The 16,011-nt window shown below is 40.8% G+C and carries 16 protein-coding genes and 1 riboswitch; of the genes, 10 read left to right on the forward strand and 6 right to left on the reverse strand.

Annotation, left to right across the window (positions count from 1 at the left end; all coding sequences use genetic code 11):
* Positions 1 to 28: 28 nt before the first annotated feature.
* A complete protein-coding gene (locus tag V5M37_RS04885) occupies positions 29 to 460 on the reverse strand; it encodes a VOC family protein (RefSeq protein WP_423801023.1) in 432 nt (143 codons plus the stop codon).
* A gap of 196 nt (positions 461 to 656) precedes the next feature.
* Positions 657 to 1,745 (reverse strand): citrate synthase/methylcitrate synthase, encoded by a 1,089-nt coding sequence (locus tag V5M37_RS04890; RefSeq protein WP_423801024.1) that lies wholly within the window; start codon positions 1,743 to 1,745, stop codon positions 657 to 659.
* Positions 1,746 to 1,853: 108 nt separating this feature from the next.
* On the opposite strand from V5M37_RS04890, the gene V5M37_RS04895 reads away from it, so the two are divergent.
* A complete protein-coding gene (locus V5M37_RS04895) occupies positions 1,854 to 2,732 on the forward strand; it encodes a LysR family transcriptional regulator (protein ID WP_423801025.1) in 879 nt (292 codons plus the stop codon).
* Between the two features lie 56 nt (positions 2,733 to 2,788).
* On the opposite strand, the gene V5M37_RS04900 is transcribed toward V5M37_RS04895, so the two are convergent.
* A complete protein-coding gene (locus V5M37_RS04900; protein ID WP_423801026.1) occupies positions 2,789 to 3,313 on the reverse strand; it encodes a DinB family protein in 525 nt (174 codons plus the stop codon).
* 127 nt (positions 3,314 to 3,440) lie between these two features.
* Positions 3,441 to 3,965, reverse strand: a complete 525-nt coding sequence (locus tag V5M37_RS04905; protein WP_423802574.1) for a QueT transporter family protein — start codon at positions 3,963 to 3,965, stop codon at positions 3,441 to 3,443.
* Between the two features lie 24 nt (positions 3,966 to 3,989).
* A riboswitch (PreQ1 riboswitch) is annotated at positions 3,990 to 4,034 on the reverse strand.
* Positions 4,035 to 4,137: 103 nt separating this feature from the next.
* On the opposite strand from V5M37_RS04905, the gene V5M37_RS04910 reads away from it, so the two are divergent.
* The 5 genes from V5M37_RS04910 to V5M37_RS04930 all read left to right on the forward strand — a co-directional run bounded on the left by V5M37_RS04910 (position 4,138) and on the right by V5M37_RS04930 (position 10,703).
* Positions 4,138 to 4,326, forward strand: a complete 189-nt coding sequence (locus V5M37_RS04910) for a DUF4177 domain-containing protein (protein WP_423801027.1) — start codon at positions 4,138 to 4,140, stop codon at positions 4,324 to 4,326.
* A gap of 218 nt (positions 4,327 to 4,544) precedes the next feature.
* Positions 4,545 to 5,378 (forward strand): BglG family transcription antiterminator LicT, encoded by an 834-nt coding sequence (gene licT, locus V5M37_RS04915; protein WP_423801028.1) that lies wholly within the window; start codon positions 4,545 to 4,547, stop codon positions 5,376 to 5,378.
* A gap of 359 nt (positions 5,379 to 5,737) precedes the next feature.
* A complete protein-coding gene (locus tag V5M37_RS04920) occupies positions 5,738 to 7,612 on the forward strand; it encodes a beta-glucoside-specific PTS transporter subunit IIABC (protein ID WP_423801029.1) in 1,875 nt (624 codons plus the stop codon).
* A gap of 99 nt (positions 7,613 to 7,711) precedes the next feature.
* The gene (locus V5M37_RS04925; protein WP_423801030.1) at positions 7,712 to 9,124 is read left to right on the forward strand and encodes a glycoside hydrolase family 1 protein; all 1,413 of its coding nucleotides are present in this window, start codon (positions 7,712 to 7,714) and stop codon (positions 9,122 to 9,124) included.
* Between the two features lie 136 nt (positions 9,125 to 9,260).
* Positions 9,261 to 10,703 (forward strand): glycoside hydrolase family 1 protein, encoded by a 1,443-nt coding sequence (locus tag V5M37_RS04930; RefSeq protein WP_423801031.1) that lies wholly within the window; start codon positions 9,261 to 9,263, stop codon positions 10,701 to 10,703.
* Between the two features lie 217 nt (positions 10,704 to 10,920).
* On the opposite strand, the gene V5M37_RS04935 is transcribed toward V5M37_RS04930, so the two are convergent.
* Both V5M37_RS04935 and V5M37_RS04940 read right to left on the reverse strand, forming a co-directional pair.
* A complete protein-coding gene (locus V5M37_RS04935; protein ID WP_423801032.1) occupies positions 10,921 to 11,235 on the reverse strand; it encodes a DMT family transporter in 315 nt (104 codons plus the stop codon).
* 1 nt (position 11,236) lies between these two features.
* On the reverse strand, positions 11,237 to 11,596 hold the full coding sequence (locus V5M37_RS04940) for a DMT family transporter (protein WP_378587412.1): 360 nt from the start codon (positions 11,594 to 11,596) through the stop codon (positions 11,237 to 11,239).
* 207 nt (positions 11,597 to 11,803) lie between these two features.
* On the opposite strand from V5M37_RS04940, the gene V5M37_RS04945 reads away from it, so the two are divergent.
* The 4 genes from V5M37_RS04945 (at position 11,804) to V5M37_RS04960 (ending at position 15,982) form a co-directional block, all read left to right on the forward strand.
* Positions 11,804 to 12,196, forward strand: a complete 393-nt coding sequence (locus tag V5M37_RS04945) for a globin (RefSeq protein WP_378587409.1) — start codon at positions 11,804 to 11,806, stop codon at positions 12,194 to 12,196.
* Positions 12,197 to 12,299: 103 nt separating this feature from the next.
* On the forward strand, positions 12,300 to 12,446 hold the full coding sequence (locus V5M37_RS04950) for a hypothetical protein (protein WP_423801033.1): 147 nt from the start codon (positions 12,300 to 12,302) through the stop codon (positions 12,444 to 12,446).
* Positions 12,447 to 12,554: 108 nt separating this feature from the next.
* Positions 12,555 to 14,222: a glycoside hydrolase family 13 protein gene (locus V5M37_RS04955; protein ID WP_423801034.1), complete on the forward strand. Its 1,668-nt coding sequence runs from the start codon at positions 12,555 to 12,557 to the stop codon at positions 14,220 to 14,222.
* Positions 14,223 to 14,677: 455 nt separating this feature from the next.
* Positions 14,678 to 15,982, forward strand: coding sequence for an ABC transporter substrate-binding protein (locus V5M37_RS04960; protein WP_423801035.1), 1,305 nt, complete (start codon positions 14,678 to 14,680; stop codon positions 15,980 to 15,982).
* The last annotated feature ends 29 nt before the right edge of the window (positions 15,983 to 16,011 follow it).

A 16,011-nucleotide genomic window follows, 5' to 3' on the forward strand; every position in this document is an offset into this window, starting at 1 on the left:
ACAGAGCCTTTTGTTATTGGATAAGATATTATTGGTGCGGTTTGCCTTCTGTGAAAACTTGGAAGGTTATGCCGAATTTGTCTGTTACTTGACCATAGGCAGGGCTAAAGAAAGTTTCCTGTAAAGGCATTCCAACTTGACCGCCTTGGGAAAGTCCTTCAAACATTTTCCTTGCTTGGTCTGCATCATTGGTTGAAATACAAATGGTCACTTGATTTCCGCTTTGATGCTCCTGTCCAGGGAAGGTGTCGGAAAACATTACTTCTGACTCACCAATTTTAATGGTCGCATGACTTACCAAATCCTTGGCTTCAGCAGGCAGAGGATATTCTGGATTTTCAGGCATTTCACCAAAACTTTGAGAGAATAAAACCTGTGCATCCAGTGCCTGTTGATAAAACTGGATCGCTTCCTTAGCGGTACCGTTCATCACGAAATAGGGGATTAATTTTACTGACATGAACATTCACTCCTTGAAATCCATCAAAAATTATTAGTTAACATTTTAGTAATGAGGCCTCCATTGACCAACAGCCATTGAAAACAACACAATTTCTATTATTAACTAATAAATTTATTATAAGACACAGAACGAATGTTCGCAATAAATTTTCTTGAAAAAAGATACAATCATCGAGGATTGGATGGTCCGGAATTTATTTGAGTGTTCCAATATATTTGGACTGCGGCCGGTAGATGGTATTGTTTTCTGCTTGCTCCAGAACGTGGGCTGTCCAGCCAACGATTCTGCTTGCGGTGAAGGTTGGTGTGAATAGGTCTGCCTCCATGTTGATGGCTTTCATGATGGCTGCGGCGTAGAATTCTACATTTGTATAAAGGGAGCGGCCGGGTTTTATTTCCTCTAACACTCTTACGGCGGTTTTTTCTGCTTCCATAGCGAGATCAAGCCATGTATCTTGACCAACCAGCTCCTGTAATTTGGCCTTTAAGGCAATAGCACGCGGGTCGTGGGTTTTGTACACCCGATGTCCAAATCCCATTAATCTTTCACCCTTAGATAATTTATCTCGCATCACCTTTTCAGCATCTCCGGCCGCTGCAATCTCATCCAAAAGTTCAATTACTCCTGAAGGGGCGCCGCCATGAAGCGGTCCTTTCATCGTTCCAATCGCTGATGAAACGGCTGATACTAAATCAGATTCAGTTGATGCCGTCACCCTTGCTGAAAAGGTTGAGGCATTCATGCCATGTTCAAGTGTCAAAATCATATACGTTTCGAGTACCTCCACATGGGCTTCTAATGGGATCGAACCATTAAGCATATAAAGGTAATTAGCCACATGATCTAATTCATTCAACGGAGGAACAAACTCTTTACCCTCCAGCTGTCTTTTCCGGTATGCAATGATTGTCGGGGCGAGGGCGGTGATACGAATAGCCTGTGATACAGTCGGCTTCCAGCCATATTCGGAATTCCCAGCTTCAGCTGAAATGGCTGTTCTCATTACACTCATTAGGTCCATATCAAAAGGGAGCAGATCGATTAATTTTTTTATATTCTCCGGAAGTTCACGGTTGCTCTTTAACTCATTTTTCAAAGCCCGTAACTGAGCATCATCAGGTAAATAGCCATGCCAGAGCAGGTGGGCAACTTCTTCAAAAGAGTAATTTTGAGTTAGCCTTCCGATTTCATATCCCCGGTAAATAAGCTCTCCCTTTTCACCATCAATATGACTGATCAATGTTTCGGCGGCGACAATTCCTTTTAAACCCTTCTGAATCATACAAAATCTCTCCTTCCTTTATTTGTTAATAGTTTATATAATAAATTTGATTAATGAAATTAAATAATTTTAAACGAATTGATTAATTTCTTTAATAAGGAGGAGAATATGGAATTCCAATGGCTTAACACGTTTATTACGGCAGCTGATTGTGGGAATTTCCGCAGAACGGCGGAAATCCTTTATATTTCACAGCCATCTGTAACGGTTCATATAAAACAATTGGAACAAGAGCTCGGTATTCAATTATTTGATCGGGATGGAAAAAAAGTAAAACTAACTGAAGCGGGGAGGAGATATTTGGTTCATGCAAAAAAACTGATTGAGGTTTATCAGGGGGGACTCGAGGACATTCACTCATTTAGTCAAGGCTACACAACGAAATTTTCCATTGCCATATCACCTCTAATCGCAGATACTATCCTGCCATATGTTTTAAAAAGCTATACAAACAAGCATCCTGAGGTAGAGATTTCGGTTAAAATTATCGAATCCGTTGGTATCGAGGATGCGGTATTTAGGGAGGAAGTTGATATCGGGCTGTCCTGTTTACACAGCCTTCATCCTGAATTGATTAGTGAGCTTTTATATAGGGATAGGGTTATGCTAGTTGCGCCCCACGATGGGAGAGATTCCGAAACAGCACCTCCGTTAGACGAAGAAGAGGTTTTAACATCGAACTATTTGTTAACCCATAATCACCCAGGTTACTGGGATGGTCTTTGCTATGCAATCAAAACCAAATATCCAAAAGTAAGAATGATGAAAGTATCACAGGTACACATTACAAAAAGATTCATCGTTGAAGGGCTGGGTGTCTCTTTCCTTCCGACATCAACGGTCAGAAGAGAGCTGCTAGAAGGGAGGCTCTTAGAAGTAGACTGCCAAACCATCCACCTGCCCGAAGCAAACACCTACGCCATCATGAAATACGACCACTCCAAACAAAAAGAATTTCTCGAGTTTATCTCAAACTATCGGATTTAAAAAACAGTGTCCGCCTGAGGCAGACACCGTCCACGAGCGGTGCCTGACACCACCCGTTATTTCAAATTAGTTAAGTATCGGTCTGTCACGATGCTGAGGTGGTGGATTGCATGGCCGGCGATGATGTAGGCGATGGCGCGGGTGGTGACCTCCGTGCCATTGGCGTTGCCGACATTTGTCCAGGCAGACTCTGGCATGTTCTCGACCAGCGTGATAGTTGCTTTCCTGACTGCAATGAAGTCAGCAAGAATAGATTTTAGTGGCAGCTCGCCCATTTGTGCTCCAGCCACATAATCATTTTCGTCAAACCCTGCCAATGGAGTCTTGTCACCGCGGCCAACTCGAAGCAGGCGGTAGCTCATGATTCTCTCGGTATCTGCCATATGGCCAAGCACTTCCTTGATTCTCCATTTACCAGGTTCATAGCGGAATTGCGAATCTTCCTCTGAAATTCCTTCGTAAACAGAAACCGCTTTTTCAAGGCTTTCCTTAAGAATCTGCAATAAATCTCCTTCAGGAACTAACTGAACATACGGTACATAATAATCTGGGAACTCATTGTTATTAGGACGCTGTAGCATTTAAAAAACCCCTTTCAAAAACTCTGAAAAATTAACTATCTTCATTTTAGAGTTTTTTTGAAATTAATACCATAAAAAAGAGCTGCCGCCTAGGGTGTACCCTTAAAGCAACAGCTCTTGAAATCTTTTATTTAAAGATTTTATCAAAATGAACGCGTTTGTTAATGAAATACATGACTGGGATGCCGACAGCCATTACAACGAATTCCCCAACTGCAGTAGTTAACCATGTAAACAGGAATGGCAGATCGAACGCCAAATGGAGTTCAATCGCAATGAGAAACATCGTAAAGGTGAACACCAACGTATTCACAATCATCCGAGCCCAGATTCCTTTAATAAACCGCGCACTTAAAATCGTAATGACCAAAGCAATCAAAGATTGGCCAACTCCGAAAATGAGGTCATAGGCCTTCATTGGTGAGAAAAATAAATTCGTTAAAAATACCCCTAAAATGATCCCGTAGAGATACTTTTTATTGAAAACGATGAGATGGTTAAACATCTCTGAAACGCGGAATTGCACCTGGGTAAACCCAAATGGCTGAATTAATGCCGAAACGACGATGTACAAAGCTGCGACAATACCGTTTACAACAATCTCCCGCACCTTGCTGTTTGCAGCGCCCGAATTATACTGGGCGTCTAGCATATTTGCTGTTTTTTCCATATTCATTTCTCCTTAGTTTTTTATAGTGGGAGGTTCTCGAACCACTTAAGGTAATATATTAACAAACTATTATATTAATACATAAAAAAATGGCAGTCAATTACAGTTTTTGGGATAATGAGAATATAAACAATATAATTTGCGGAGGAAAACCATGTACGAATATAAATTTGAAAAAATTGAGCTTAGCAAATTAAGCGGAAAACCTAAAGGGGATTATCAGGAACTTATTCATCAGAACGCGAGGAACGGCTGGAGGTTGGTCCAGATTTTTGCGCCGGGAATTGCTGCATATGGGTCTGCGGCTTATTATGAAGCCATATTTGAAAGAAAAGTAGATTAAAGAAATACTAATAATAACTGAACATTATCCATAAAAAGACCCTCGATAAGAATTGCGCCTGGATTAAAAGAATGATAAAATCTAACCAAATAACTTCAAATTTTTAGGATTGTTACTGACTCATCAGGCAAAACCTATGACTAATGTTTTTATTGCATTAGTTTTAGGTTTTTTTATTTTCCTTTTTATCACAAATATTCCACAAATAGGTGATTTATATGAAAATCGCAAAGGTAATCAACAATAACGTTATAAGCGTATTGGATGAACACAATAAAGAATTAGTCATTATGGGCAGAGGGCTCGCGTTTCAAAAGAGACCTGGCGATATTGTCGATGAGAGCAAAATCGAAAAAGTCTTCAAACTCGAAAACAAAGATGTTTCCGATAGATTTAAAACGCTATTGTACGATATTCCGCTAGAATATATGGCTGTTTCTGAAGAAATCATCAACTATGCAAAAGAAAAACTAGGGAAAAATCTGAATGATAGCATTTATGTCTCCTTAACCGACCATATACATTTTGCGATTGAACGGCATCAGAAGGGCATTAATATTTCAAATGCTCTGTTGTGGGAGATTAAAAAGATTTATCAAGACGAATTCTCTATAGGGCGGGAAGCGTTAAAAATGATTCAAACCAAACTTGGTATTTCGCTTCCGGAAGATGAAGCGGGCTTTATTGCGATGCATATCGTAAATGCGGAATTAAACGATGAGATGCCAAACCTAGTCAATATAACCAAACTCATTCAGGATATTTTAAACATCGTCAAGTATCATTTTAAAATCGAACTTGATGAGGAATCCTTAAATTATTTCAGGTTTCTTACCCATCTTAAGTTTTTTGCACAGCGCCTTTTCAACGGTTCCCATTTAGATAGCGAGGATGATTTTCTTTATAACTTAGTGAGAGAAAAACATAAAGAAGCATTTGCCTGTGCGCAAAAAATTAAAGATTATATTGAAAAAGCCCATCAACATGAGATCACAAAGGAAGAAATGGGCTACCTCTCCATTCATATTCAGCGCGTGGTGAACCGAAACTAGTAAAATTTTTTTAAAAAGATAGCGTTGACACCTTTTGAAAGCGCATGCTATTATGTGAGTACAAATTAATATTAATTTATTAGGATTGTTACTGATTATGCAGGCAAAACCTAAATTGCAAACTAGGCCTTATGCTTTGGTGCGCAGTTTAGGTTTTTTTATTTTCATAAAAGGCGGTCTTCACCTGGTCCGGACAGGAAGCACCGCTTAAAGCAAATCAAAAAGTAAATATTTAGAACAGGATTGTTACTGGTCATGCAGGCAAAACCTAAGTCATAAAGAATGTATCAGGGACGCTATGTCTCCGGCTTCTTAATGGCTTAGGTATTTTTTTTACCAAAATACTAGAGGTGATGAAGATGTCGAAAAACGAAAGATTAGCTAAAGAAATTCTCCAGCTAGTTGGCGGTGAAGAGAATGTCAACTCACTTGTCCACTGTGCAACTAGGCTTCGTTTCGGACTAAAGGATAAATCAAAAGTCAATAAAGCAAAGTTAGAAAAAACGGACGGCGTCATTACTGTTAAAGAAAGCGGCGGGCAGTTCCAAGTGGTAGTAGGAAACAATGTTCCGGAAGTGTATGCGGAGATCGGAAAAATCTCAAACATCACAAAGGATTCAAAAATCTCTTCCGCTAAAGATAGTGGAGAAAAAGGAAATTTCTTAGGTAAAGCCGTAGATGTTGTATCCAGTATTTTTGCACCGCTTCTTGGTCTTATGGCAGGGGCCGGTATCCTTAAAGGATTATTGTTAATTGCTGTGAATTTTGGCTGGATAGTCAATACGGATACAACTTATACGATTTTATACGCGGCAGCAGATGCGATGTTCTACTTCTTGCCAGTATTGTTAGCCATTACAACCGCACGTAAATTTGGCGGAAATATCTTTGTCGCCGTTACGATTGCAGGTGCATTGCTCTATCCGTCGATTGTGGCGCTTAAAGCGACTCCACCTGAAGGCGGAATCCATTTCTTTGGGATTCCAGTTACGATGATGAGCTACTCATCAACAGTTGTTCCAATCATTCTTTCCATCTTTGTCATGAGCAAGCTTGACATTTTCTTTAATAAAAAGATTCACGAAAGCGTTAAAAACTTCGTTACTCCATTATTGTTATTAGTGATTATGCTTCCATTAACATTGTTGGTATTTGGTCCGATCGGTGTAAACGCAGGTAATGCTGTGGCAAAAGCGATGGTTGCTGCATTTGCATTCAACCCAATTTTAGCTGGTGCGATCATGGGTGCAAGCTGGCAGTTACTCGTCATGTTCGGTATCCACTGGGGACTTGTTCCAGTATTCATTAACAATATTGCCGTTCACGGAAGAGATGGTGTAAAGCCGGCCGCAACTGCTTCTGTTTTTGCTCAAACCGGTGCGATGGTCGGGGTTATGTTAAAAACGAAGAACAAAAAATTAAAAACATTAGCAGGTTCTGCTGCGATCACTGGTCTTTTTGGTATTACGGAACCGGGAATTTACGGTGTAACATTACCACTTAAAAAACCATTCATTGCTGGGATCATTGGTGCGGCAATCGGTGGGGGTATCATTGGTTACGCCGGAACAAACGCATTTGCTTCTGGCGCTCCTGGATTATTGACTTTACCAATCTTCTACGGACCAGGCGGCCAAGGGTTTACCGGTCTAATTATCGGTATCGTAGTGGCATTTCTAGTATCTGCAGGTCTTACTTATGTTTTAGGTTTTGAAGATCCTGTTGAAGAAGATGTAACTGCCCCGGACATAGCAACTAGCAGTGAACAAATTGCCAGCCCTATTACAGGCAAAGTAGTTAACTTAACTGATGTATCTGATCCTGTTTTTGCTTCGGAATCAATGGGAAAAGGAATTGCAATTGAACCGTTTGTTGGCCGTGTTGTATCGCCTGTAAATGGTGTAGTAACGGTTGCTTACAAGACAAAGCATGCTATCGGTCTTATTTCCGAGCAGGGTGCAGAAATCTTAATTCATATTGGTATCGATACTGTTCAACTAGATGGAAAATACTTCACATCACATGTTAAACAAGGCGATCAAGTGTCTGTTGGTGATTTACTAGTAGAATTTGATATTGAAAAAATCAAACAAGCAGGCTACGAGGTAACAACACCTGTCATTGTTACGAACTCTAGTATCTATACGGAAGTAACAGCAGCAAGACAAGGGAATATTGGCGAAAAGGAACCAATCTTAATCTTAGATATCCATACTAAAGAAGGTATTGCATAGGTAGTCATATGTACTGCTTCATAGATTAAAAACTTAATAAAATATATGGTTTTAGCTGTAGCTAAAACCATATATTTTTTTGAAAGAGAGGAATAAATCATGAAACACACACAGTTAAAACCATTTCCGAAGGATTTTTTCTGGGGCGCTTCGACCTCAGCATACCAAGTAGAAGGAGCATGGAATGAGGATGGCAAAGGTCCATCTGTCATTGATATTCGTGAGAAATACCCAGAGGGCACCACGGATTATAAGGTCGCAAGTGACCATTATCACCGATATCAAGAGGATGTTAAATTAATGGCAGAGATGGGGTTTAAAGCGTATCGCTTTTCCATTGCCTGGACACGAATAATCCCTAACGGAACAGGTGAAGTGAATCCAAAAGGGCTTGAATTCTACAACAATTTAATCAATGAACTTATTAAATATAAGATAGAGCCCATTGTAACCATGTATCACTTTGATTTGCCCTATGCGCTTCAAGCTCGCGGCGGCTGGTCGAATCGTGAAACAATCGATGCCTTTGTGGAATATGCGAAAGTGCTGTTTGAGAACTATGGTGATCGTGTGAAATATTGGCTGACGATTAACGAACAAAATATGATGATTATGCATGGGAAGGCACTTGGAACTCTGGATCCGAATTTAGAAGATCCTGATCGAGAGCTTTATCAGCAAAACCATCATATGCTAGTGGCGCAAGCAAAAGCTATGGACGTTTGTCACCAAATGCTGCCGCAGGCGTTAATTGGGCCGGCTCCAAATATTTCCTATATTTATCCTGCCAGCTCGAAGCCGGAGGATATATTGGCAGCGCAAAACTTTAATTCGATCCGCAACTGGCTGTACTTAGATGCGGCAGTATATGGACGTTACAATAAGACAGCATGGAGCTTCTTAGAAGAAAAAGGCTACGTTCCAACCATTGTCGAAGGTGATATGGAAATCTTAAAAAATGCCAAGCCTGACTTTATTGCGTTCAACTACTACACGTCTAAAACAGTAGAAGCAAGCAATGGGGAAGGTAATGATAAAAATAACACTGGCGACCAGGAAATTGTCATTGGTGAAGCAGGTGTTTATAAGGGGCACAACAACCCGAACCTGCCGAAAAACGAATTCGGCTGGGAAATTGACCCGGTTGGCTTCCGCACAACCCTGAGGGAAGTGTATGACCGCTACCAGTTGCCAATCATCATTACCGAAAACGGTCTTGGTGCTTTTGATAAGATAGAAGAAGACGGCAGCGTTCGGGACCCATACCGGATTGATTATTTGAAAAAGCACCTTGAACAAATGCAGCTTGCGATTACCGACGGAGTAGAAGTGTTTGGCTACTGCCCTTGGTCGGCGATTGACTTAATTTCCACACACCAGGGGGCGAAGAAACGTTACGGGTTTATTTTTGTTGAGCGTGAGGAATTTGACTTAAAAGAATTACGCCGTATCCCTAAACAAAGCTTCTACTGGTATAAGGAAGTCATTGCAAACAACGGAGAGAATTTGTAATAAGCTGATAGGGCTGACGAGGAAACCTTATGTCAGCCCTTTGCTTATATTTCCCTCATACGGACATCTTTCAGGAAAAAAAAAGAATAATAAAAGAAGTACATAATTGATATTTAAAGTAGAGGATGATTTTGGAATGGAACGTAATCAACAAAGATTCCCCGAAGGATTTCTATGGGGCGGCGCAACTGCTGCCAATCAAATAGAAGGCGGATTTCGCAAAGGCAATAAAGGTTTGAATATCTCAGATGTTCTACCTGGAGGGAAAGAGCGCCTGAAAATATTGATGTCGCCTGGCTTTAACTTTGAAATTGATCATGAGAAGTATAGGTACCCAAACCATGAAGCGATTGATTTTTATCATCGTTACAAGGAGGATATCGCCTTGTTTGCGGAAATGGGCTTTAAGGTATTTCGAATGTCGATTGCGTGGACGAGAATTTTTCCAAATGGTGATGAGTTAGAACCGAATGAAGCGGGTTTGGCTTTTTATGACCGGGTCTTTGATGAATTACATAAGCATGGGATTGAACCGGTAGTGACCATCTCTCACTATGAAATGCCGCTGCATTTGGTCAAAGAATACGGCGGCTGGAGAAGCCGTCAGGTGGTTGCTTTCTTTGAAAGATATGCAACGGCGCTTTTTAACCGCTATAAGGATAAAGTGAAGTATTGGATGACCTTTAATGAAATCAATGGCGCCTTGAAGATGCCAATCATGAGTATGGGTTTCTCTCCTCAAACAGAAGATGGCCGTTATCAAGAGACCTTTCAGGCCTTCCATCATCAGTTTGTAGCCAGTGCTATCGCGGTTAAAGCCTGTAAACAAATCATGCCAGATGCAAAAATTGGCTGTATGATCCTGTTTGCACCTGTTTATTCCTACGATAGTAATCCGGAAAATGTCCTCTTTGCCTTAAAAGAAGAGGAACTGTTCAATTATTTTTGTGCAGATGTTCATGTGCGCGGCGAGTACCCAACCTTCATTCAGCGCTTCTTTAAAGAGCATAGTGTTGAACTTGAGATTCAGGATGGGGACTTGGAATTAATCAAAGAAGGAACGGTCGATTATATTGGCTTAAGCTATTACATGTCCCGTACTGATAAAAAGGCAAAGGCCGAAGAGGAAAAAGCGAATGGAAATATTGTCGGAGGAGTGAAGAACCCATTCCTAAAAGCTAGTGATTGGGGCTGGGAGATTGACCCTGTCGGTTTGCGAATCAGCTTAAACAGGCTGTATGGAAGATACCAGGTGCCGCTATTTGTTGTGGAAAATGGGTTAGGGGCGTATGACCAAGTGGAGGAAGACGGTACCATCAACGATAATCACCGGATAGATTACCTTCGTGAACATATCAAAGCCATGGGAGAGGCCATTGAAGATGGAGTGGAGCTAATGGGCTATACAAGCTGGGGCTGTATTGATTTAGTCAGTATGTCTACTGGTGAAATGTCCAAGCGTTATGGATTTATCTACGTCGACAAGCATGATGACGGCAGCGGTACATTAGAGCGAAAACCGAAAAAGTCATTCCATTGGTATAAAAATGTCATTGCAACTAATGGGGAGCAACTATAGTAATAAAAAAATCGGTATCTTTTTGAGGTACCGATTTTTTTATTTGTATTTCACAGTGGCGTCATTTTAGGATTCGCAGATATAATTGAAAATTCGCGGATATATTGAAAAATTCGCAGATATAATCGGAAATTCGCAGATAAAATGAAAAATTCGCAGATATATTCCATGATTTTCCGCAATGAAAAAATATGCAAATTCTGTACTTCCCGGCACTTTACGAAACTGAACGCAACCCGATAACTCCCACAATAATCAACCCAACACTGACAAACCGCCCGAAATTTTTTGACTCACCGAATAAAAACATATTAATCAAAACCGCGCCAGCCGTCCCGACCCCAATCCAGACAGCGTAAGCGATACTTACCTGCAAATATTGAAAAGACGTATATAAAAATCCGAACGATGCGCTGAACCCGCCAATATAGAGCACGCCATTTTTCAATGTTTTCTGCTGACTGTACAATTTTAACCCGGCGGCACCAATAATCTCACTTACACTTGCCAAAACGACAAATAACCACCCCACCTTAGGCAGCCTCCTTCGCCGTTTCTTTTTTCCCATCCGTGTTGTCCGCCAAATTCAAACCAATCACTCCAAGCACAATAATCGCGATAAACAAAAGCTTGCCGCTGCTGAAGCCTTCCCCAAAAAGGAAGACATCCATCATGACGGTCCCAATCGTGCCAACACCGGAAAAAACGGCATAAACTGTTCCAGTCGGTAGTTCTTTGCAGGCTTCCGGCAGAAAGTGAAAATCGGTAAAAATAATCGCGATGACGATTGCCCACTGCCACCAGGTTTCAGCGACATTAAATCCATACACCCACATTAATTCAAATAAACAAGTTAAAGCTACGAATAACCAAGCTTTTTTCAATCGTCTCACCTCATGAAAGCCAGCTTTTTTACAAGCAAGCTTAACCTATAGTATATTAGGATATCACAATCACTAAAAAAATTGATTCAAACCGAATTAAACACAATGGGAAATTGTGTATTCGTTAGGAAGTGTGATATAAATCACGAAACACCTTCAGGTAAATCAGTATAATAATAAAAACAGGGAAAATTTTGCAGAGGAAGGTGTAGAACTTTGGAATACCAACTAAAAACACTTTATTCGGAAATCGGCGGCCAAGAGACGATTGATAAACTGGTGGAAGCTTTCTATCCGCGCGTCTATGCCGATCCTGATTTAGCTCCATTATTTGAAGGGGATATGGAAGAAATCAAACGGAAGCAGAAAATGTTCCTTCCGCAATTTACAGGCGGTCCGGCACTCTACAGCCAGGAATTCGGCCCTCCTGCAATGCAACACCGCCATCTCCCGTTCGAAGTGACACCAAAACGGGCGAAATGCTGGCTTCGCTGCATGAAGGAAGCTTTCCAAGAAATCGGTCTTGACCAGATCCCTGCAGGACAGGCATTCTATGACCGCTTAACACAAGTAGCTGGCATTATGGTGAATAGCCCAGACCATGAATAAATCGTGAAGATCCTCATCAACACAGAGGATCTTTTTTATGCCCACATTATCCTGCATAGTTTTATTTATAAAAGAAATGATAGAAATTGGAGGTGCTTGAAAAATGGCAAAGAAAAACACTCCCAATTCAATCCCCTATAGTATTTGGGATACCAAATTAGATAATGATCAAATAGAAATGAACGAAAAAATTGCTGAAACAATGAAAGGCAGTACTGCGGAACAAAAATCAACGGAGCAACAGGATTAACAGGGTAAAAGCAGCCATTCGGGTTGCTTTTATTTATATTGGCAGCCCTTTCAAAATGAGACTGTTGTGTTATGATGTAGGTGTTATTGAAGGGAAGGAGCAGCAAAAATGAATACAACTGACCAATGGTGGAAAAAAAGCGTCGTTTATCAAATCTATCCGCGCAGTTTCCGTGATTCGAACGGGGATGGAATTGGAGACCTTCCGGGGATTATTGAAAAACTGGATTATCTAAAATTACTAGGTGTCGATATCATCTGGCTGAGTCCAATCTATGATTCGCCCAACGATGATAACGGCTATGATATCCGGAACTATCAGGAAATCATGAACGAATTTGGAACGATGGCTGATTTTGACCTGCTTCTTGAAGAAATTCACAAGCGGGATATGAAGTTAATGATGGACCTAGTCGTCAATCATACTTCTGATGAACATGAGTGGTTTGTCCAATCGAAACAATCTAAGGACAATCCTTATCGTGATTACTATATTTGGCGGGAAGGCAAGGACGGAAAAGAACCGAATAACTGGGGTTCCTTTTTCAGCGGCCCGGCCTGGGAGTATGATGAGGCAACAAATGAATATTATTTGCACCTTTTTTCAAAAAAACAGCCCGACTTAAATTGGGAAAACCCAAAGGTTCGCCAAGAGCTTTACCAGATGATGAAGTTTTGGCTGGAAAAGGGTGTCGACGGCTTCCGGATGGATGTCATCAACATGATTTCCAAAGCTCCAGGGCTGCCGGATGGAGAACTGCATAGCGGGCAATTATTTGGTGATGGCGCTCCTTATTTTATGAATGGCCCTAGAATTCATGAGTTTTTACAAGAAATGAATAAAGAAGTATTGTCCCAGTACCCAACCATCTCAGTCGGGGAAATGCCTGGAACCACTCCGGAGGATGCGATTCTTTATACGAATCCAAACCGCCGCGAAGTGAACATGATTTTTACGTTTGAGCATATGGACCTTGACAGTGCGCCCGGCGGAAAGTGGAATCTTAAGCCTTTAAATCTCCTCGATTTAAAAGAAAACTTGGCCAAATGGCAAACAGCTATACATAACAGGGGCTGGAACAGCCTGTACTGGAACAATCACGATCAGCCTCGGATTGTCTCTCGTTTTGGCAATGACGAAGAATATCGGGTCGAATCAGCAAAAATGCTGGCCGCGTGCCTGCACTTTATGCAAGGAACACCTTATATTTACCAAGGCGAGGAAATCGGCATGACCAATGTGAAATTCAAATCTTTTGAAGATTACCGTGATATTGAGACGATTAATATGTACAAGGAACGGACATCTCAAGGATATTCCCATGAGGAAATCATGACCTCCATTTATGCAAAGGGAAGGGATAATGCCAGAACCCCAATACAATGGGATGATTCGGAACATGCAGGCTTCACCACGGGAACCCCTTGGATTAAGCTGAACCCGAGGTATCAAGAAGTAAATGTGAAGAATGCTCTAGATGATAAGAATTCTATTTTTTATTTTTATAAAAAATTAATCGCCTTAAGAAAGGAACTGGACATCATTGTCGAAGGTGATTTTCAATTGCTGCTTGAAGCCCACCCCGAATTGTTTGCTTATGAACGTAAATGGAAAGAAGAATGCGTGATTGTTATTTGCAATTTTGGGGATAAGGACGTGGCTTTAGAGAATGAACTTTTGACAAGAATTTCTGATTACAACGTCATTCTTTCAAATTACGAAGGCTCAAACATAGAAAAACTCCGGCCATTTGAAGTAGTTGTTTTAACACGCTAATTAACCAGGGGCCTGAACCCGAACTGTCCTGATAAGAGTGGGGATCCAGGCTCTGCAAAAAAAATGTTTGCACATTTAGCCCAGAAGTGTTACTATGAATCTACCGATTAGTGCAAACGTTTTCACTAATTGCTACATAATGAGATAGGGGGTCTAAATAGACAAAGGCTGTTATACGCAGTTAAATTGAATTGTTGCCTGCTAGATTTATTATGTTTTTTTTCACTTTTGCGCAAACGATTTCGCAAAATAGTATTTTGATAGATGACAATTTCGACTTTCCTTTAACAAAGTAGTTAGATTTTTTACTATACGGAATTGTGCAAACGATTTCGCAAATCTTTAATAGAGTATTAGAAGTCGTATCTGTCAATACTACCTACATCTCTGTCAATATGGTAGCTGCGCAAAAGACGATGTACCAAAAATTATTATGCAAAGCATGGGGGTAAATGATGAACAAGAAAAAGTTATTTTCCGGCATAGGTGCAGGGGTTTTATCGCTAAGCCTTCTTTTAACTGGCTGTGGAAACGCTGATAAGGGCTCTTCCAACGAAAGTTCAAAAGGCAATGTGACAATTGATGTTTTCCAATTTAAGGTTGAATTTAAAAAGCAATTTGAAACAGTTGCTAAAAAATATGAGCAAGAACACAAGGGTGTAAAAATCAACATCACGACTGTTGGCGGCGGTGAAGATTATGGTGCGGCCCTTAAATCCAAATTTGCTTCCGGCAAAGAACCAGCCATCTATAACATTGGCGGTCCGCAGGACGTAGAAGATTGGCAGAAGAAACTTGCTGACCTTTCTGATACTGAAGCATCAAAAGCTGCCTTAAAAGGTACTCTTGACGGAGTATCAAAGGACGGAAAAATTCTTGGTTTACCGTACAACCAAGAGGGCTACGGTTTGATTTACAACAAAGCTGTATTTGAAAAAGCCGGCATTGATGCAAAATCAATCAAGAGTTATGCTGACCTAGAAAAAGCAGTTAAAACATTAGATTCCAAGAAAAAAGAACTTGGACTTGAAGCGGTATTTGCTCTTCCTGGTAAAGAAACTTGGGTAACTGGTCTTCACTTATCCAATGCTTTCCTTGCTCCGGAATTTGATAACAACGTATTAAACGCATATAACGCGAAAAAAGTTGACTTCAAATACGGCGATGCATTCAAGAAAGTGCTTGATCTGCAAAACGATTATTCTGTACAGCCAACTGTAAGCTTAGATTACTCTAAGCAGGTTGAAGAATTGTTCTCCTTGCAAAAAGTAGCATTGATCCAGCAAGGTAACTGGGTATATGGCTCCATCGAAGGCATTGACAAGGAATTTGCCCAAAAAGGCATCGGCATCCTGCCAATCCCTGTTGAAGGCTACAAAGAAGATGCGATTCCTGTAGGGATTCCAATGTACTGGGGCGTAAACAGCAACAAGGACAAAGCAACTGTTGCTGAATCGAAGAAATTCCTAGACTGGTTATATACTTCTGACGAAGGTAAAGCAGCGGTTATCAACGATTTTAAATTTATCCCTGCTTATGATGGCTTCGATGCATCAAAAATCAGCGATCCGCTTTCAAAAGAAATTTATCAATATGCCCAAGATGGCAAAACAATCGGCTGGACATTCATGGGTTACCCAACTGGCTGGGGACAAAACGAGCTTGGCGTGCAAATCCAGAAATACTTGAGCAAAGAAGCTAAGTGGGAAGATGTTGTGAAAGCTACTCAAGCAGCCTGGGAGAAATCCAGAAATAAATAATCAATGAACGCTGAGGCGTTGTTCTAAAA

This window comes from Neobacillus sp. SAB-20_R2A (assembly GCF_049568635.1).
GTDB lineage: Bacteria > Bacillota > Bacilli > Bacillales > Cytobacillaceae > Neobacillus > Neobacillus citreus.